This window comes from Pseudomonas sp. ENNP23 (assembly GCF_001728945.1).
GTDB lineage: Bacteria > Pseudomonadota > Gammaproteobacteria > Pseudomonadales > Pseudomonadaceae > Metapseudomonas > Metapseudomonas otitidis.
Genome location: NZ_LYSP01000037.1, coordinates 24,663 through 40,762, shown reverse-complemented (window position 1 = coordinate 40,762; position 16,100 = coordinate 24,663). Strand labels below are relative to the sequence as shown.

Below are 16,100 nucleotides of genomic sequence, written 5' to 3'. Positions count from 1 at the left end.
CGGATCGTTCTTGTTTTCATCCGTGCTTGTGGCGGCCCGAATTTTAGTGATAATTGTTTTCATTTGCGACCTGCCGTGCCGATCCTGTCCGCGATGACTTCCCCCGAATCCCCGCCCCTGCCTGCCGAGCGCTGCCCCGTGACCACGCTGTACACCGAGCATCACGGCTGGCTGCGCGGGTGGCTGAGCTATCGTTTGCGTTCCTGGGGGCGGGGTGTCGCCGATGACCTGGCCCAGGACGTGTTCCTGCGGGTACTGGTCAGCCGTGACGCCCGGCAGGACGGGGTCATTCAGCAGCCACGCGCCTACCTGACCCGCATCGCCCAGTGCGTGCTGGTCAGTTGGCGGCGGCGACATTCCCTGGAGCAGGCCTGGCTGGAGGCGTTGTTGCAGTTGCCCGAACCGGAGCATCCCTCGCCGGAGCAGCAGAGCGTCATCCTCGAGACGCTGCATGAGGTGGATGCGTTGCTCGACACCCTGCGCCCGCGTGTGCGCCAGGCGTTCCTCATGGCGACCCTGGACGGCATGAAGCAGAAAGCCATCGCCGAGGCCCTGAACATCGCCTTGCCCACCGTCAAGCAGTACATCCACCAGGGCTACCTGGTCTGCCTGAGCCGGATGCCCGATGCCTGACCTGCGCCCCTCTGGCGAACCCATCGCCACCACCGTGCTGGAACAGGCCGCGTCCTGGCTGCTGCTGATGCAGGAGCGGCCGCTGACGTCTGCCGAACGGGCCGAGCTGGAGCATTGGCAGCACGACGATCCCGAACATGAGCGTGCCTGGCAGCGTGCCCAGCGGCTGCTGGACTGCCTGGACGCGCTGCCGCCGGGCCTGGCCCGGCAGGCGCTGTCCCGCCCCCTTAGCAGTCGCCGCACGGTGCTGCGCAGCCTGCTCCTGGCCACCTGCTCGGCACCGCTGGGGTGGTGGCTGTGGCAGCGCAGCCGAGCGGGCCTCGACTACCTCACTGCCCGGGGCGAGCGCCGCGAGCTGTGGCTGGAGGACGGCACCCAGGTGGCACTGAACAGCGACTCGGCCCTGCAGGTGCGCTTCAGCGCCGACCAGCGCCTGCTGAACCTGCAGCGCGGCGAGCTGTACGTGACCACTGCCGTGGACCGGCAGGTGCCGGCCCGGCCGCTGCGGGTGCGCACCGGGCAGGGGCTGATGCAGGCGCTGGGCACGCGCTTCAGCGTCCGCACCTTCCCCGACGCGAGCCTGCTCGCCGTCTACCAGGGGGCAGTGAAGGTGACCCTCGATCACCCAGGGGCGATGCCGCGCGAGGTGGTCCTGCAGGCCGGCCAGCAGGTGCGCTTCAGCCATGAGCGGTTCGGCGTCGTCGAGGTCGCGCGCGAGTCCGCTCTGGCCTGGCGCAAGGGGCTGCTGGTGGCGGAGGACATGCCGCTGGCGCAGTGGGCGCAGGAGCTGATGCGCTACAGCGACCGACCCCTGGCCTGGTCGCCCGCTGCGGCGAACCTGCGGGTGTCCGGCACTTTCCCCGTCGATGACCTGCCCCTGGCACTGGCCATGCTGGTGCAGAGCCATGGAGTTCGGGTCGAGGCTGTTGGTGAGGGAATGCGCATCCAGCGCTGAGCGGCTGGGTCAGCCGAAGCGCGTGAGGAGGATGTCCCGCTGTGTGCAGGCCTCCATGAAGGCATCGCTGGCGAGGAAGGCGTATTCCCGTTCCCGGGCAGCGGCAATTGGGTCGTCAGCGGCGCGCGGGCCGTGGCCGGGGTGGCACATCAGCAGGCCGCGATCGGGGCAGGCGTCCAGCCAGGTGTGCATGAGCCCTGGGAAGTCCGCCTCCGGCGTCAGCGCGTAGAGGCCGGCGAACCAGGGCGGTGTGCGCAACCCCCGAGCCTTGGCCCGCTGCTGGAAACCCCGGCAGGCGCTGGCCAGCACACGCGCCTTGAACCCGCTGTCGCCGGGGTGGGCGAGCCGGTCCGGCGCGCGCAGGTAGGGCGGTGCGATGTGTTCCCAGCGTTGTTCGATGGCGGCCAGCAGCGCCTCGCGGATCACCGGGAAGGCATGGACGTGCTGATGCCCGTCGATAAAGTCCGGCAGGCGGCCGAAGTGCTCGGCGAAACGGTCGATCTGGGCCAGCGCCAGGTCTTGCAGTCTTGCGCGGGGCAAGGCGCGGAGCTGGCTCAGCAGCAGCCAGCAGGGCAGTGGACGGGCACCGTGCTCGAACGGATGGGTCAGGTTGAAGTGCAGGCCGATGTCCGCCTGGCCGTCGAAGGCCTTGAGCGCTCGGGCGTGTTCGGGCCACAGCGGCGACTGGCTCATCACGCTGGTGGCCGACAGGCGCCCGGCGCCCAGCAGCGCGAGGATTGCGCCGCTGGTGGCGTCGGTCTGGGCGAAGTCATCGGCGCACAGGGTCAGCCGGCGGGGTGGGCGGGCATGGCGGGTCATCCGGCACGCCCCGGCAGGCGGAAGGCCCAGCGCTTGCCGAGCGCGAAGGTCATCCCGGCCACCAGGACCAGGACCAGCAGCAGGGCCGGGCGGTAGCCGAGGGCCGTGTGCTGCAGCAGCAGGGCGTAGAGCCCTTCGTTGACCGCGAAGCTCAGGCAGGCGACGGCGAAGAAGCGTGGCAGGGCCTGGCGATGGGGCACGCCAGTGGCGCGGAAGGTCTGCACCCGGTGCCCCCAGTAGCTGACCTGGAAGGCCAGCAGGAAGCCCAGCACGTTGGCCAGCAGCGGCGCCAGCCCCAGGGGTACCAGCACCCAGGCCACGCTGGCGAAGTGCACCAGCAGGGCGCTGATGCCGACCACGCCGAACCAGAACAGCTCGCGGCTCAAGGGCGGGGCTCCTGGTCGCGGCCGCTGATGCGGCTGATCAGGTAATTGGGGCGCTGCTTGACCTCGTCGAAGATGCGCCCGACGTATTCGCCGAGGATGCCGATGGACAGCAACTGGACTCCACCGAGAAAGCACACCGCCACGGCCAGGGTCGGCCAGCCCCGTAGCGGGTTGCCGAACAGCAGGGTGTGGACCAGTTCCCAGACGGCATAGCCGATGGCGAGCAGCGAGATCGCGCAACCCACCAGGGTCCAGATGCGCAAGGGCAGGTTGGAGAAGGCAGTGAGCCCGGTGATGCCCAGGTCCAGCAGACGCCGGTAGTTGAAGCTGCTGTGGCCGGCGCGGCGCTCGTCGACGCGGGTGATCATCGGCCGCTGGGTGAAACCGACCCAGTGGTACAGGCCCTTCATGAAGCGGTTGCGCTCGGGCATCTGGCGCAGGGCTTCCAGCACACAGCGGTCGAGCACGCGGAAGTCCTGGGTGTCCGGCGGCATCTTGTGTCGGCAGCCGCTGTTGGTCAGGCGGTAGAAGGTGCGGGTGCACACGCGCTTGATCCAGGGCTCGCCGCGGCGGTGTTCGCGCACGCTGTAGACCATGTCGTAGCCCTGCCGCCATTGTTCGAGAAAATCCGGGACGCGTTCCGGCGGGTGCTGGAAGTCGCAGTCGATCAGCACGGCCACGTCGCCCCGGGCCTGGTCGATGCCGGCACTCAGGGCGATCTCCTTGCCGAAGTTGCGCGACAGTTGGATCAGCTTCACCGGCAGCGCCTCCAACTGGCCGAGTACCTGCTGCACGGTGTCGTCGCGGCTGCCGTCATCCACCACCACCAGTTCATGACGGTAGCCGGCGGCGTCGAGCAGGGCGTGCAGGGTCTGCAGCATCGGCACGATGTTGGCCGCCTCGTTGTAGGCCGGCAGGATGCAACTGACCAGCGGATCGACCGGTCGCTCCTGGGCGCGCAGGGCCAGCAGGTAAGGCGGGATCAGGTAATCAGTCATGATGATGGCCCTCGACGTCCGGGATGGGGGCGGCTTCGCCCAGCAGCAGGAAGGTGGTGCCGGCATTGCGCACCTGCGCCACGGGCTCGAAGCGGACTCGGATGTCCGCCGGCAGCAGGCGCAGGTCCTTGTCCTGGCAGACGATGAAGCTGCCGGGGCGGCCGGCCAGCCAGGCGCGCAACTGCTCCGGGTCTTCGGTGGTGCGGGCGCGGCCGTGGGAATAGAACTCGGCGGAGAAGGTCCGGCTGTTGTTCCAGTACACCAGCGCGCTGGCGGGCGTCGGGTGCTGTGCCCGCCAGGCGGCGATCACGTCCTTCTGGGTGCGCAGGTAGCGGTCCCCCTGCACGTGGTTGACGGCCAGTACCCCGGCCAGCAGCAGGGCGCCGAAGGCGGCGATCAGCGGCAGGGTGCTGCTGCCGTCGGGATTGCTCCGGGCACGCAGCCAGAGTTCGGCGAACAGCAGGGCGCAGCCCGGCAGCATGGGCATGGGGTAGGGGAAGATGATGTTGCCGGAGAGGGTGAAGAACAGCGGCGTCATCAGCGTCCAGAGCGCCAGGTAGAGCACCCAGCCGTCCTCGTCACGTACCAGGCGCGGCAGTTGGCGGCCGTGGCGCGCCAGCCAGGCGAGCATCACCAGTGACCAGGGCAGCAGTGCGGCGAAGGCGTAGAGCCAGATCATGCCGCGCGGGGTGGCGTGGGCGAAGCCGTACCTGTCGCCCTTCCAGCCGGCATCGAAGAAACGACTGAGGTGCTCGCCGACGATGAAGTAGTTCAGGAAGCCCGGGGTGCAGTGTTCTGCCAGCAGGTACCAGGGCAGCGCGATGGCCAGCATCAGAGGAGTGCCGGTGAGCCAGGGCAGACCCTGCCAGAGGGCGCGCCAACGGTTGCCCAGCAGGACCCAGAAGAACACCGGCAAGCCCACCAGCACGCCGGCGAGCGGCCCCTTGGCCAGCAGGCCGAGCCCCAGCCCGACGAACAGCAGGTAGCCCCAGGCCAGGCTGCCCAGGACCACGGCACGCCAGACCGCCACCAGGCTGAAGGTGACGCAGAACAGCAGAGCGGAGTCGGTCATCACCGTGCCGGCGGTGCCGAGGAACAGCAGCCCGCTGCCGAGGATCAGTGCACAGGCGAGGGCGGCGTCGCGGCCGCTGCGCTGGCGGATGAGGCTGCAGGTCAGCAACAAGGTGGCCACGGCCAGCAGCAGCGAGGGCAGCCGTGCTGCCAGTTCGGTGATGCCGAGCAGGTCCATGCTGCCGGCGGAGAGCCAGGTGGACAGGGGCGGCTTGGCCCAGAAGGGCACGCCGTAGTCGTGCCACAGGGTGACCCAGTTGCCGGTCTCCCACATCTTGCGGGCGATCTCACCGTAGCGGGCTTCGGTCTTGTCGGTGAGAGGGAGTGCCCAGGCGGCGATGAGACGCAGGAGTAGCAGGAGAAGAAGGACGGGGATCGCGAGTCGCTGCCAGCGCATGGTCGGAGAGGTCTGCATGGTCGGGTGTACGTTCCCTGGGGGGCTTTCGGAGCCGTCCAGGCTCGGTGCCAAGCGTAAGTAAGGTCGGCTGTACGGCGGCTGTACGAATGATCGGTGTCCCGGCGGCGGAGGTCGCCGGCCGGGAGTGAGCCGCAGGTGGGTCAGTCCGTGTAGGAGAGGGCGATCTGGGCCACGGCGTCGACTACGCGCTGGGCTTCGGAGCGGATTTCAGTGATCACCGTGCCGGCCTGGTTGGCCAGCTCCACGCCGCGTTGGGCGCGAGTCTGGGTGGTGGCCATGCCGGTCACCGCATCGTGGGCCAGGCTCTGGTTCTGCTGCACCACGGCCTTGATCTCCACCGTGGCCTGGCTGGTGCGGAAGGCCAGTTGGCGAACCTCGTCGGCGACCACCGCGAAGCCGCGCCCCTGGTCGCCGGCGCGGGCGGCCTCGATGGCAGCGTTGAGCGCCAGCAGGTTGGTCTGGTCGGCGATGGAGCGGATCACCTGGACGATATTGGTGATCTGCTCCGACTGCTGGTTGAGGCCTTCGATCTGCCCGGCCACGGCGGCCAGGTCGTCGGCGATCTCGGTGACCACCTGGACCGTCTCGGCCACGGTGCGGGTGCCGCGGTCGGCGGTGATGTCGGTTTCCCGGGCGATGTCCTGAGCCAGTTGCGCGGCGGCGGCCTCGGTGTCGCGCCGCAGCATCTGTGGGGTGATGTCGGTGGCGAACTTGACCACGCCGTAGGGGCGGCCGGTGGAGTCGTACAGCGGGCTGTAAGTGGCGCGCAGCCAGATGGTGCTGCCCGAGCGGGTGACCCGGCGGAACCGATCGGAGATGTACTCGCCGTGGCGCAGGCGGTCCCAGAAGTGCTGGTAGTCGCTGCCGCTGGCCTCCTCGGCACAGCAGAACAGGCTGTGGTGCTTGCCCTGCACCTCGTTGAGGCTGTAGCCCATCAGGCCGAGGAAGTTGGCGTTGGCGCCCACCACCCGGCCTTCGAGGTCGAACTCGATGGCGGCCATGGCGTGGTTGATGGCGTTCACGTAACTCTCGTGAACGTGCTCGGCTTCCAGTTGGCGGGTGATGTCGGTGGCGACCTTGAGGATGCGGATGGTCTGGCCGGTTTCATCCAGTACCGGCATGTAGGTGGCCTCCAGCCATACCTGGCGGCCGCTGCGGGTCAGGCGCATGAAACGGTCGCTGAAGTGCTCGCCGGCCCGCAGGCGGCGCCAGAACTCTTCGTAGGCCGGGCTGCGCACCAGTTCCGGGGTGCAGAACAGGCTGTGGTTGCGCCCAAGTACGTTGTCCAGTTGGTAGTCCACGACGCCGAGGAACGCGGCGTTGGCATCGAGGATGGTGCCGTCCGGGCTGAACTCGATCATCGCCATGGCATTGCGGATGGCCCGCAGCTCGAGCTCCCCCAGCGATACGGGCGGCGCGGCCGGCTTCTTCCTGGCAAACCACATGGTCGGCTTCCTCTATCAGTTACGAAAGCCGCCCACGGTAGCGGAAGGCAATCGCCGCATCCCCAGGGGGTGGCCGATGGCGGAAGGGGGATGCCTCGACGTGGCGCGTAGGACTGTTTCAGTCCCTGAAGAACACCTGCACGAGGTGATAGCCGAACTGACTCTTCACCGGGCCGTGGATGGTGCGCACCGGTTTCTTGAAGATCACCTGATCGATCACCCGCACCATCTGTCCGGGGCGCACCTCGCCCAGGTCGCCACCGCGCTTGCCGGATGGGCAGATGGAGTGCTTCCTCGCCAGCACGGCGAAATCTTCGCCCTTGGCCAGGCGCTGCTTGATCTGTTCGGCTTCCGCCTCGGTCTTGACCAGGATGTGGCGGGCAAGGGCCTTGGCCATGGGATTTCCTCTTGGTTTGTGGAGCCGTTCATTGTGCCAGTCGCGGGTCGGGCCATACAGTTCGTCGCCTTCACGGCACGCGCCGTGCCCACTGGCGAAATTCGCCTACCGTTACCTTGTCCCGCCCCACGGATACACGCCCCATGGATCTCCCTTCGATGCTGAAGGTCCTTGCCTCCCAGGATGGCTCGGATCTCTACCTGTCCACCGGCGCGCCGCCCTGCGCCAAGTTCAATGGCGTGCTCAAGCCGCTGAGCGCCGACCCGCTCAAGCCGGGGGACGTGGCGCGTATCGCCGAGTCGATCATGGACCCGGAGCAGCGCGTCGAATTCGACCGTGAGCTGGAGATGAACCTGGCGATTTCAGTGCCCAACGTGGGGCGCTTCCGCATCAACATCTTCAAGCAGCGCAACGAGGTCTCTATCGTCGCGCGCAACATCAAGCTGGACATCCCCCGCTTCGAGGACCTCAAGCTGCCCGAGGTGTTGCTCAAGGTGGTGATGGAGAAGCGCGGCCTGGTGCTTTTCGTCGGCGGCACCGGCTCTGGCAAGTCCACCTCCCTGGCGGCACTGATCGACTACCGCAACCGCAACAGCGGCGGGCACATCATCACCATCGAAGACCCGGTGGAGTACGTGCACCGGCACAAGAAATCCATCATCAACCAGCGCGAGGTGGGGGTGGACACCCGCAGCTTCCACGCGGCGTTGAAGAACACCCTGCGCCAGGCGCCGGACGTGATCCTGATCGGTGAGATCCGCGACCGCGAGACCATGGAGCACGCCCTGGCTTTCGCCGACACCGGCCACCTGGCCATTTCCACCCTGCACGCGAACAACGCCAACCAGGCGCTGGACCGCATCATCAACTTCTTCCCCGAGGAGCGCCGGCCGCAGCTGCTCAACGACCTGGGCAACAACCTCAAGGCCTTCGTCTCCCAACGCCTGGTACGCACCTCCGACGGCAAGCGTCGCGCGGCGGTGGAGGTGCTGCTGGGCACTTCCACCATCAGCGACCTGATCAAGCGCGGTGATTTCAGCTCCATCAAGGAGATCATGGAGAAGTCCAAGGCCCTGGGCATGCAGACCTTCGACCAGGCGCTGTTCGACCTGGTGGTGGAAGGCGCTATCAGTGAGGACGAGGCGATCAAGAATGCCGACTCCGCCAACAACCTGCGCCTCAAGCTGAAGCTCTACCGCGATGGCCCAGCCCCCGCGCCGACGCCGGCTCCAGCCGCCGCTCCCACCCCGCCACCGGCCGCGCCCCGTACCCAGGACGCGGCCAGTTGGGGCCTGGAGCTGAAGCTGGAGGAACTGCCCGAGGAAACGCCGCCGGAAGACCCGGGCAAGCATTTCTGATCGGAGTTAGTCGTCCAGCGCTTGGAGCTGTCGCAGCAACTGGTTCGCGGGGCGACGCGGGCTCAGCCGTCGATTGGGTTGAGTGGCCAGTGGTTGCCGGTGATTGGGGCGATGCTCTTGCCGCTTCTGGCGCCGGTGCATACGCCGGGGGCGTACTGTGTCGGGCTGATCGATCAGGTAGTGGCCGAACTGGCGGAAGTAACGGTCGATGAGGCTGCGCTTGCTCGATGCCAGACCGCTTTCCATCAGGGCGATACGGCAGCCGTGTCGGTCTACTTCCACGCCCAGTTCCAATAACAGGATCACCGTTTCGGCATGGCCCATTTCCACGGCTTCGACCAGGGCTGGGCCAGGAATCGGAGAACCCAGCCCTCGGAGTAATTCGATTTCCTGTACACGGTTTTCAACCGCCATCCAGTGCAGGACGTTTTCACCCAACCCGTTACCGGCTGTCACCAAGCTTCGTTCTGCTGCCAGCAGTTGATTCAACTGATGAGGTTGGAAGCGGACCGCATCGAACAACCGGCCGAATGCGTATTCGTGTTCTGGGTGTATGCAGCCGCAAGGAGGCAGGGGCGGTTCGTTGTGAAGGTCGGGTGCGCTGTTGAGTGCAAGGTCGAACAGGTGATCAAGCTCGATGCGCTTGATCAGTGAGATGACACATTGAGTGTTCATGCTGCGGGCCGGCCATCGCCGACGGACAGGGAAGAGGCAGATCATCGACCCTGGCGGCAGAATCGCCACCGAAGGGCGCGCGAATCATAGGACGCGCTGCTTGGGCTGTCGATGGTTTTGGGCCTCGCCCTGTTCACCGAACCCCAGGCAGGTAGTGTTTCTGGATGTGCTTTATGCGGCCTTCGTCGCGCAGGGCCTGCATGGCCTGGGCGACGGCGTCGACCAATTGTGGGTCGCACTGGCGCGAGCAGGCGATGTAGAGGTCGGTGGTGGCCAGTGGCGGGCTGATGTGCAGTTTCCGGTCGGTGACCTGGGGCCAGATGTAGAGCCCTTCGATTGCGCCGGTGAACCAGGCGTCGATGCGCCCCATCAGCAACAACTGCACGGGTTTGTCACCCAGCATCAGGTGGCGGATCTGTTCGCCTGCGAAGCCTTCGCGGTGGAGGATGTCGCTCTGGGCGGTGCCGAGCCCCACGCCGATCTGCCGGTAGCGTTGGCGCGCCTCCCCGAAGTTCTTCACCGGCTCGTCGAGGCTGAAGAACACCCGGTCCAGCGCCATGACCGGTGCCACCCAGGTGTAATGGGCTTCGCGCTCGGGGGTGCGGGAGAGGGGGATGATCAGCAGGTCGCGGCCGTCCATGACGGTTTTCTGCGCCCGGGCCCAGGGCTCGACGCGGATGCGCACCCGGTAGCCGGCGCGCTTGAGCGCCAAAAGTGCGGCGTCACCGACGATGCCGTGGCCCTTGGCGTCCTGAACCAGTGTCAAGGGCGGTGCATCGGGCAGGTACAGGTCCACCTGACGTGGCTGTGCCTGGAGGCCGAATGCGAGGCAGAGCAGGGCGATGATCCAGGGCGCTTTGGCGGGCACAGGGCGGTCCGGTTCGAGGTTGTGCAACGAGTATAGAAAAGCTCCGGGAAGGTGCAGGGTGACGGCGATCATCTCTTCCCGATGATTCAGTTCACACCCAGGTGCTGCCGGTAGAACGCCATGATGGCCTCGGCCGAGGCCAGGGGGTGGGCCTGCAGCAGTGCGTGGGGGCCGTCCAGGCGGACGAGATTGAAGCCGCGGGTGCGGCGCGCCATTGCCCGGGCGGTCCGTGCCGGCACCAAACGGTCCTGCCGGGCCTGCAGGTAGAGCGACGGAACCTGCAGTTCCGTCAGGCGGGCCCGCAGGTCCACCGTGGCGACGGCGCGCAGGCGCGCGGCGAGACAGGCTGGTGGGGCCAGGGACAGGCTCTGGCGCAGGGCCGCCAGGGTCGACGCGGGCGCGTCGGCGCCCAGCAGGGCAAAGCGCAGCAGCCAACCCGGCACGGCGTCGAGGGGCAGTCGGCGGATCAGCGGTGTGAGAAGAGCGATCCCCGGTCGAGGGCGGTGGGCGAAGCTGCAGGCCAGCACCAGCCCCATCAGGCCCGGCGGGTGTCGCAGCGCCAATTTCAAGGCGACGGGGCCGGAGAAGGATTCTCCGAGCAGGATGAAGGGCCGGTCTTTCGGCAGTTGCTGTTCCGCCCATTCGACCAGGCTGTCGTAGTCCTGGGGCGCCATCGTCGGGTAGCCGAGCACCTGGCAGTCCAGGCGCCCGTCAAGGGCCTGGCGCAGGGGGGCGAACAGCAGGCCGCTGCCGTCCAGGCCGGGCAGCAGGATCAGCAGTGGTGCGATGGCTTCAGCGTCCCTTGAAGGTGCCAGGGCGGCGCTCGAGCATGGCTTGCAGGCCTTCCCGGGCGTCCTCCGAGGTCAGCAGGCGCTGGGCGACCGCCGGCAGGGCGCGGGCGGCGGCGAGTTCACCCTCGTTCACCACCTGCCGTGCGGAGGCGAGGGTGGCGCGGATGCCCAGTGGCGCCTGGGCGGCGATCCGCTCGGCCAGCCAGAGGGCGCGGGGCATCAGCTCTTCGCTGGCCAGCACCTCTTGCACCAGGCCCAGGCGCAGGGCTTCGTGGGCGTCGAATTCGTCGCCAGTGAGCAGCCAGCGCATGGCGTTGCCCCAGCCGGCCACCTGGGGCAGGCGCAGGGTGGCGCCGGCGAAGGGGAAGATGCCGCGCTGGACTTCCATCTGGGCGAAACGGGTGTTGCTGGCGCAGAGGTTGATGTCGGCGGCGAGCATCAGTTCGATGCCGATGGTGAAGCAGTAGCCCTGCACGGCCACCAGCAGCGGTTTGCTCAGGCGCGGGCCACCGAAGGTGCCCCAGGGGTCGACGGCGCCCTCGGGCAGTTGCCAGCCGTTGCGGAAGGTCTCGGCGACGTTGGCCAGGTCGAGGCCGGCGGTGAAGTGCTCGCCGTGGGCGAACACCAGTGCGCAGCGTGCCTCGTCATCCCGCTCGTAGTCCCCCAGGGCCAGCACCAGGTCATCGAGCATCGCCTGGTCGAAGGCGTTGCGCTTGGCTGGGCGGTCGAGACCGAGCAGCAGGATGTGGCCGCGCTGTTCGCGGGTCACGCGGCCGGTTTGGGCGTGGGACATGGAGGCGGTCCTCGGAGGGAAGGGCGGGGGCTCGGAGGATATAGCCGTTGCGTGTGGCGTTGTCCATGCGACCAGAGCCGTCTGGCGCTTTGCGTGAGAAAAACGCTGCGCGCTTGTCAGCTTTTGCTGTATGATGCGCGCCGGCCCTAACTGGGCCCCGTTCAGGAACTGCATCTTTCGGGGCATTCGCCTTCAGCTGCACCGTCCGCATCGCGGACTACCCTAGACGTAACACTCCAACCAATAAGCAACTCGCAAATTCTCTCCCAGGCTGCCAGGGTGACCCACAAGGTCTTTCGGCATATGCAGCTTTGGGTTTGGGTCTTTGCGGATGCACATGAGGCATACCCATGACCCAGGATATCGGCGGATTCGCCGCGCTCGGCCTTCACCCCAATGTTCTCGCTGCCATCGCTGCAGTGGGCTACGAAGAGCCTTCCCCCATCCAGGCCCAGTCGATTCCGGTGATCCTCGCCGGGCACGACATGATCGGCCAGGCCCAGACCGGTACCGGCAAGACTGCAGCCTTCGCGCTGCCGATCCTCTCCCGTATCGATCCGGCCAAACGTGAGCCGCAGGCGCTGATCCTGGCACCGACCCGCGAGCTCGCACTGCAAGTCGCCACCGCTTTCGAAACCTACGCCAAGCAGATGCCCGGCCTGAACGTCGTGGCCGTCTACGGCGGCGCGCCCATGGGCCCGCAGCTCAAGGCCCTGCGCCAGGGCGCCCAGGTGATCGTGGCCACCCCCGGCCGCCTGTGCGACCACCTGCGCCGTGACGAGAAGATGCTCGCCACCGTGCAGCAGATGGTGCTGGACGAAGCGGACGAGATGCTCAAGCTCGGCTTCATGGAAGACCTCGAAGTGATCTTCGAGGCCCTGCCGGAAAGCCGTCAGAGCGTGCTGTTCTCCGCCACCCTGCCGCCGTCGATCCGTTCGATCGCCGAGCGTCACCTGAAAGAGCCGCAGCACGTCAAGATCGCTGCCAAGACCCAGACCGTGGCCCGCATCGAGCAGGCCCACCTGATGGTCCACGCCGACCAGAAGGTCGGTGCCGTGCTGCGCCTGCTGGAAGTCGAGGAGTTCGACGCGCTGATCGCCTTCGTGCGCACCAAGCAGGCCACCCTGGACCTGGCCTCCGCCCTGGAAGCCAAGGGCTACAAGGCTGCTGCGCTGAACGGCGACATCGCCCAGAACCAGCGTGAGCGCGTGATCGAGTCCCTCAAGGACGGCCGCCTGGACATCGTCGTCGCCACCGACGTCGCCGCTCGCGGCATCGACGTACCGCGCATCACCCACGTGGTGAACGTGGACATGCCGTACGACCCCGAGTCCTACGTGCACCGTATCGGCCGTACCGGCCGTGCCGGTCGTGAAGGCCGTGCCCTGCTGCTGGTCACCCCGCGCGAGCGCCGCATGCTGCAGGTGATCGAGCGCGTGACCAACCAGAAGGTCGCCGAAGTCCGTCTGCCCACCGCGCCCCAGGTACTGGATGCACGGATCAGGAAGCTGACCAACAGCCTGGCCCCCCTGGTGGCCGACGCCGAGGCCAGCCATGGCGAACTGCTCGACCGCCTGATCGCCGACATCGGCTGCAGCCCGCGTGCCCTGGCCGCTGCGCTGCTGCGCAAGGCCACCAACGGCCAGTCGCTGAACCTGGCGGACGTGGAGCGCGAGCAGCCGCTGGTACCGGGCGCTCCCCAGCCCCGTGAGCGCCGTGAGCGTGACGGTGAGCGTGGCGAGCGCGGTGAATACCGCGAGCGTCGTGCGCCGCTGCCGGTCGGCGAAGGCCGCGTGCGTTGCCGCACCGCCCTGGGGACCCGCGACGGCATCGCCGCGAAGAACCTGCTGGGCGCCATCCTCAACGAGGGTGGCCTGGCGCGCGAAGCCATCGGTCGTATCCAGATCCGCGAGACTTTCAGCCTGATCGAGCTGCCCGAAGAGGGCCTGGATCGCCTGCTGGGCAAGCTGAAGGACACCCGCGTGGCGGGCAAGTCGCTGAAGCTGCGTCGCTACCGCGAAGACTGATCCGCACTGCTGTAACGCAACGAGGGGGCCAATTGGCCCCCTCGTTGCGTTTCTGCGTCTGGAAACCGTGGCGTGGTTCAGGCGCGGCGATGTACCGAGCGGCCGGCGGCGAAGGTTTCCTTCACGGTGCGGTCGTCGCCGAGGATGGTCAGCGCGAACAGTTTCTCCGCCAGGCTGCGGGCCTGCTGCATGCGGTAGGCCATGAGCGGGGTGGCCTGGTAGTCGAGGACGACGAAGTCGGCGTCCTTGCCGGCCTGGAAGTTGCCGATGTGGTCGTCCAGGTACAGCGCGCGGGCGCCGCCCAGGGTGGCGAGGTAGAGGGACTTGAACGGGTCGAGCTTCTTGCCCTGCAGCTGCATGACCTTGTAGGCCTCGTTCAGTGACTGCAGCTGGGAGAAGCTGGTGCCGGCGCCGACGTCCGTGCCCAGGCCCACGCGCACGCCGTGCTGTTCCAGCTTCTGCAGGTCGAACAGGCCGCTGCCGAGGAACAGGTTGGAGGTGGGGCAGAAGGCCACGGCAGAGCCGGTCTCGGCCAGGCGCTGGCACTCCTCGTCGCACAGGTGCACGCCGTGGGCGAACACCGAGCGCTCGCCGATCAGCCGGTAGTGGTCGTAGACGTCCAGGTAGCCCTTGCGCTCGGGGAACAGCGACTTGACCCATTCGATCTCCGCCTTGTTCTCGGAGAGGTGGGTGTGCATGTACAGGCCGGGGTATTCGCCATAGAGCTTGCCGGCCAGCTCCAGTTGCTCGGGGGTGCTGGTGGGGGCGAAGCGCGGGGTCACTGCGTAGTGCAGGCGGCCCTTGCCGTGCCAGCGCTCGATCAGCGCCTTACTGTCGGCATAGCCGGATTCGGCGGTGTCGGTGAGGTAGTCCGGGGCGTTGCGGTCCATCAGTACCTTGCCGGCGATCATGCGCAGGTCCAGCGCCTGGGCGGCTTCGAAGAAGGCGTCCACGGAGGTGGCGTGCACGGTGCCGAACACCAGGGCGGTGGTGGTGCCGTTGCGCAGCAGCTCGCCGAGGAACAGGTCGGCTACTTCGCGGGCGTGGGCCGGGTCGGCGAAGGCGCGCTCGGTAGGGAAGGTGTAGGTGTTCAGCCAGTCCAGCAACTGCTCACCGTAGGAGGCGATCATGCCGGTCTGCGGGTAGTGGATGTGGGTGTCGATGAAACCGGGGGTGATCAGCGCGTTGGGGTATTCGCGGATCTCCACGCCGTCGAGCTGGGGCAGCAGGTCGCGGGCGTGGCCGATGCGGGCGATGCGGCCATCCTCCACCAGCAGGATGCCGTCCTCGAAGTATTCGTAGGAGGCCTCGACGCCCACTTCTGCAGGGTCGGCGATGCTGTGGAGGAGGGCGGAGCGGTAGGCAATCAAACGGGTCATGGCAGTCTCGTCGGTCAATGCGGTACTTGAGGGCCCGCGTTTCGCGCGGGCGTGGAAAAGCGGGCGCCGGGGGACGCCCGCTTTCCTGTGCGTCGTCTGGTCAGGCCTGTTCGCGGCGGGAGCTGGGCACCAGCCGGGCGACCGTTTCTCCCTTCTTCACGTCCTGGCCATTGTCCTTCTGTCCGAAGGTGGCGTTGTAGGTGGCGATGATCTCACCGGCGATGGAGATGGCGATCTCCACCGGCAGCTTGCCCTTGACCTCGGCCAGCCCCATGGGACAGCGCATGCGCTGCACGGTTTCGCTGGCGAAGCCGCGCTCGCGCAGGCGGTGCTCGAACTTGACCCGCTTGGTGCGCGAGCCGATGAGGCCGAAGTAGGCGAAGTCGTTGCGCTTGAGGATGGCGGCGGTCAGCTCCAGGTCCAACTGGTGGTTGTGGGTCATGACGATGAAGTAGCTGCCGGAGGGCAGGGCGTCGACTTCGTCGACCACCTCGTCGTTCACCACCTTCTCCACGCCGGCGGGCACCTGCTCGGGGAATTCGCTTTCCCGCGAGTCGATCCAGCGCACCTTGCACGGCAGGCTGGCGAGCAGTGGGGCCAGGGCGCGGCCGACGTGGCCGGCGCCGAACAGGGCGATCTGCGCCTGGGGCTGGTCCATCGGCTCGAACAGCAGCACGGTGGCGCCGCCGCAGCACTGGCCGAGGCTGGCGCCCAGGCTGAAGCGCTCCAGGCGGGTGTCGCGGCTGCCGCTCGCGAGCATCTCCCGGGCGATGGCCATGGCCTTGAACTCCAGGTGGCCGCCGCCGATGGTTTCGTAGATGCGCTCGGCGGTGACCACCATCTTCGAGCCGGCGTTGCGGGGCGTGGAGCCCCGCTCTTCGATGATGGTCACCAGCACGCTGGGTTCGCCGCGCTGCTGCAGCTCGGCAAGGGCGTTGATCCAGCTCATCGGCTCAGCCTCCAGTTGCGCAGCGGACGGCGCGAGCGGGACAGGCGCCAGTCGTCACGCTCGCCGGGGCGAGGCGTGTCGGTGGCGGCTGCTGGCCGGGCCGGGGTGTCGTGCAGGATCGGACGTGGGGTCATCGGT

17 protein-coding genes are annotated in these 16,100 nt (G+C 67.6%); 4 read left to right on the top strand and 13 right to left on the bottom strand.

Features of this window, described 5'->3' with window-relative positions; translation table 11 throughout:
* The first annotated feature begins 93 nt into the window (after positions 1-93).
* Positions 94-633, top strand: coding sequence for a sigma-70 family RNA polymerase sigma factor (locus A9G05_RS19750; protein WP_069562567.1), 540 nt, complete (start codon positions 94-96; stop codon positions 631-633).
* Positions 626-1,588, top strand: coding sequence for a FecR domain-containing protein (locus tag A9G05_RS19745; protein WP_069562566.1), 963 nt, complete (start codon positions 626-628; stop codon positions 1,586-1,588). Before A9G05_RS19750 ends, A9G05_RS19745 begins: the two co-directional genes overlap by 8 nt.
* 9 nt (positions 1,589-1,597) lie before the next feature.
* Here the strand turns inward: A9G05_RS19745 and A9G05_RS19740 are convergent, their stop codons facing one another.
* The 6 genes from A9G05_RS19740 to A9G05_RS19715 all read right to left on the bottom strand — a co-directional run bounded on the left by A9G05_RS19740 (position 1,598) and on the right by A9G05_RS19715 (position 7,122).
* Complete coding sequence (locus tag A9G05_RS19740) at positions 1,598-2,407, bottom strand: ChbG/HpnK family deacetylase (protein ID WP_069562565.1); 810 nt, start codon at positions 2,405-2,407, stop codon at positions 1,598-1,600.
* A complete protein-coding gene (locus A9G05_RS19735; protein ID WP_069562564.1) occupies positions 2,404-2,793 on the bottom strand; it encodes a GtrA family protein in 390 nt (129 codons plus the stop codon). Before A9G05_RS19735 ends, A9G05_RS19740 begins: the two co-directional genes overlap by 4 nt.
* On the bottom strand, positions 2,790-3,791 hold the full coding sequence (locus A9G05_RS19730) for a glycosyltransferase family 2 protein (RefSeq protein WP_069562563.1): 1,002 nt from the start codon (positions 3,789-3,791) through the stop codon (positions 2,790-2,792). Before A9G05_RS19730 ends, A9G05_RS19735 begins: the two co-directional genes overlap by 4 nt.
* Positions 3,784-5,277 carry a glycosyltransferase family 39 protein gene (locus A9G05_RS19725; RefSeq protein WP_069562562.1) on the bottom strand — a complete coding sequence of 498 codons (1,494 nt, stop codon included), beginning with the start codon at positions 5,275-5,277 and terminating at the stop codon, positions 3,784-3,786. Before A9G05_RS19725 ends, A9G05_RS19730 begins: the two co-directional genes overlap by 8 nt.
* A 143-nt stretch (positions 5,278-5,420) precedes the next feature.
* On the bottom strand, positions 5,421-6,725 hold the full coding sequence (locus tag A9G05_RS28330) for a PAS domain-containing methyl-accepting chemotaxis protein (RefSeq protein ID WP_069562561.1): 1,305 nt from the start codon (positions 6,723-6,725) through the stop codon (positions 5,421-5,423).
* 118 nt (positions 6,726-6,843) lie between these two features.
* Positions 6,844-7,122: a peptidylprolyl isomerase gene (locus A9G05_RS19715; RefSeq protein WP_069562560.1), complete on the bottom strand. Its 279-nt coding sequence runs from the start codon at positions 7,120-7,122 to the stop codon at positions 6,844-6,846.
* 143 nt (positions 7,123-7,265) lie between these two features.
* Here A9G05_RS19715 and A9G05_RS19710 point away from each other — a divergent pair, with 143 nt between their 5' ends.
* Positions 7,266-8,480 carry a PilT/PilU family type 4a pilus ATPase gene (locus A9G05_RS19710; protein WP_170832302.1) on the top strand — a complete coding sequence of 405 codons (1,215 nt, stop codon included), beginning with the start codon at positions 7,266-7,268 and terminating at the stop codon, positions 8,478-8,480.
* 6 nt (positions 8,481-8,486) lie between these two features.
* On the opposite strand, the gene A9G05_RS27370 is transcribed toward A9G05_RS19710, so the two are convergent.
* The 4 genes from A9G05_RS27370 to A9G05_RS19690 all read right to left on the bottom strand — a co-directional run bounded on the left by A9G05_RS27370 (position 8,487) and on the right by A9G05_RS19690 (position 11,607).
* Entirely contained in the window at positions 8,487-9,155 is a 669-nt protein-coding gene (locus A9G05_RS27370) for an ankyrin repeat domain-containing protein (RefSeq protein ID WP_139131192.1), read from the bottom strand.
* A gap of 133 nt (positions 9,156-9,288) precedes the next feature.
* On the bottom strand, positions 9,289-10,023 hold the full coding sequence (locus A9G05_RS19700) for an ABC transporter substrate-binding protein (RefSeq protein WP_256548469.1): 735 nt from the start codon (positions 10,021-10,023) through the stop codon (positions 9,289-9,291).
* A gap of 86 nt (positions 10,024-10,109) precedes the next feature.
* Positions 10,110-10,790: an alpha/beta fold hydrolase gene (locus A9G05_RS19695; RefSeq protein WP_256548470.1), complete on the bottom strand. Its 681-nt coding sequence runs from the start codon at positions 10,788-10,790 to the stop codon at positions 10,110-10,112.
* 25 nt (positions 10,791-10,815) lie between these two features.
* On the bottom strand, positions 10,816-11,607 hold the full coding sequence (locus A9G05_RS19690) for a crotonase/enoyl-CoA hydratase family protein (protein ID WP_069562556.1): 792 nt from the start codon (positions 11,605-11,607) through the stop codon (positions 10,816-10,818).
* Positions 11,608-11,957: 350 nt separating this feature from the next.
* Between A9G05_RS19690 and A9G05_RS19685 the strand changes: the two genes are divergently transcribed.
* Positions 11,958-13,634 (top strand): DEAD/DEAH box helicase, encoded by a 1,677-nt coding sequence (locus A9G05_RS19685; protein WP_044409057.1) that lies wholly within the window; start codon positions 11,958-11,960, stop codon positions 13,632-13,634.
* A gap of 77 nt (positions 13,635-13,711) precedes the next feature.
* On the opposite strand, the gene guaD is transcribed toward A9G05_RS19685, so the two are convergent.
* The 3 genes from guaD to A9G05_RS27705 form a co-directional block, all read right to left on the bottom strand.
* On the bottom strand, positions 13,712-15,013 hold the full coding sequence (gene guaD / locus A9G05_RS19680) for a guanine deaminase (protein ID WP_069562555.1): 1,302 nt from the start codon (positions 15,011-15,013) through the stop codon (positions 13,712-13,714).
* Between the two features lie 100 nt (positions 15,014-15,113).
* Positions 15,114-15,962 carry a xanthine dehydrogenase accessory protein XdhC gene (xdhC, locus tag A9G05_RS19675; protein ID WP_069562554.1) on the bottom strand — a complete coding sequence of 283 codons (849 nt, stop codon included), beginning with the start codon at positions 15,960-15,962 and terminating at the stop codon, positions 15,114-15,116.
* Positions 15,959-16,096 (bottom strand): hypothetical protein, encoded by a 138-nt coding sequence (locus A9G05_RS27705; protein WP_165665115.1) that lies wholly within the window; start codon positions 16,094-16,096, stop codon positions 15,959-15,961. Before A9G05_RS27705 ends, xdhC begins: the two co-directional genes overlap by 4 nt.
* Positions 16,097-16,100: the final 4 nt, after the last annotated feature.

Excerpts from the sequence above, each read along its gene's own strand:
- A9G05_RS19740 (WP_069562565.1), bottom strand. The coding sequence starts at position 2,407 with ATGACCCGCCATGCCCGCCCACCCCGCCGGCTGACCCTGTGCGCCGAT.
- A9G05_RS19685 (WP_044409057.1), top strand. The coding sequence starts at position 11,958 with ATGACCCAGGATATCGGCGGATTCGCCGCGCTCGGCCTTCACCCCAAT.
- A9G05_RS19710 (WP_170832302.1), top strand. The coding sequence starts at position 7,266 with ATGGATCTCCCTTCGATGCTGAAGGTCCTTGCCTCCCAGGATGGCTCG.
- A9G05_RS19745 (WP_069562566.1), top strand. The coding sequence starts at position 626 with ATGCCTGACCTGCGCCCCTCTGGCGAACCCATCGCCACCACCGTGCTG.
- A9G05_RS27370 (WP_139131192.1), bottom strand. The coding sequence starts at position 9,155 with ATGAACACTCAATGTGTCATCTCACTGATCAAGCGCATCGAGCTTGAT.
- A9G05_RS27705 (WP_165665115.1), bottom strand. The coding sequence starts at position 16,096 with ATGACCCCACGTCCGATCCTGCACGACACCCCGGCCCGGCCAGCAGCC.
- xdhC (WP_069562554.1), bottom strand. The coding sequence starts at position 15,962 with ATGAGCTGGATCAACGCCCTTGCCGAGCTGCAGCAGCGCGGCGAACCC.
- A9G05_RS19690 (WP_069562556.1), bottom strand. The coding sequence starts at position 11,607 with ATGTCCCACGCCCAAACCGGCCGCGTGACCCGCGAACAGCGCGGCCAC.
- A9G05_RS19725 (WP_069562562.1), bottom strand. The coding sequence starts at position 5,277 with ATGCAGACCTCTCCGACCATGCGCTGGCAGCGACTCGCGATCCCCGTC.
- A9G05_RS19750 (WP_069562567.1), top strand. The coding sequence starts at position 94 with ATGACTTCCCCCGAATCCCCGCCCCTGCCTGCCGAGCGCTGCCCCGTG.
- guaD (WP_069562555.1), bottom strand. The coding sequence starts at position 15,013 with ATGACCCGTTTGATTGCCTACCGCTCCGCCCTCCTCCACAGCATCGCC.
- A9G05_RS19730 (WP_069562563.1), bottom strand. The coding sequence starts at position 3,791 with ATGACTGATTACCTGATCCCGCCTTACCTGCTGGCCCTGCGCGCCCAG.
- A9G05_RS28330 (WP_069562561.1), bottom strand. The coding sequence starts at position 6,725 with ATGTGGTTTGCCAGGAAGAAGCCGGCCGCGCCGCCCGTATCGCTGGGG.
- A9G05_RS19715 (WP_069562560.1), bottom strand. The coding sequence starts at position 7,122 with ATGGCCAAGGCCCTTGCCCGCCACATCCTGGTCAAGACCGAGGCGGAA.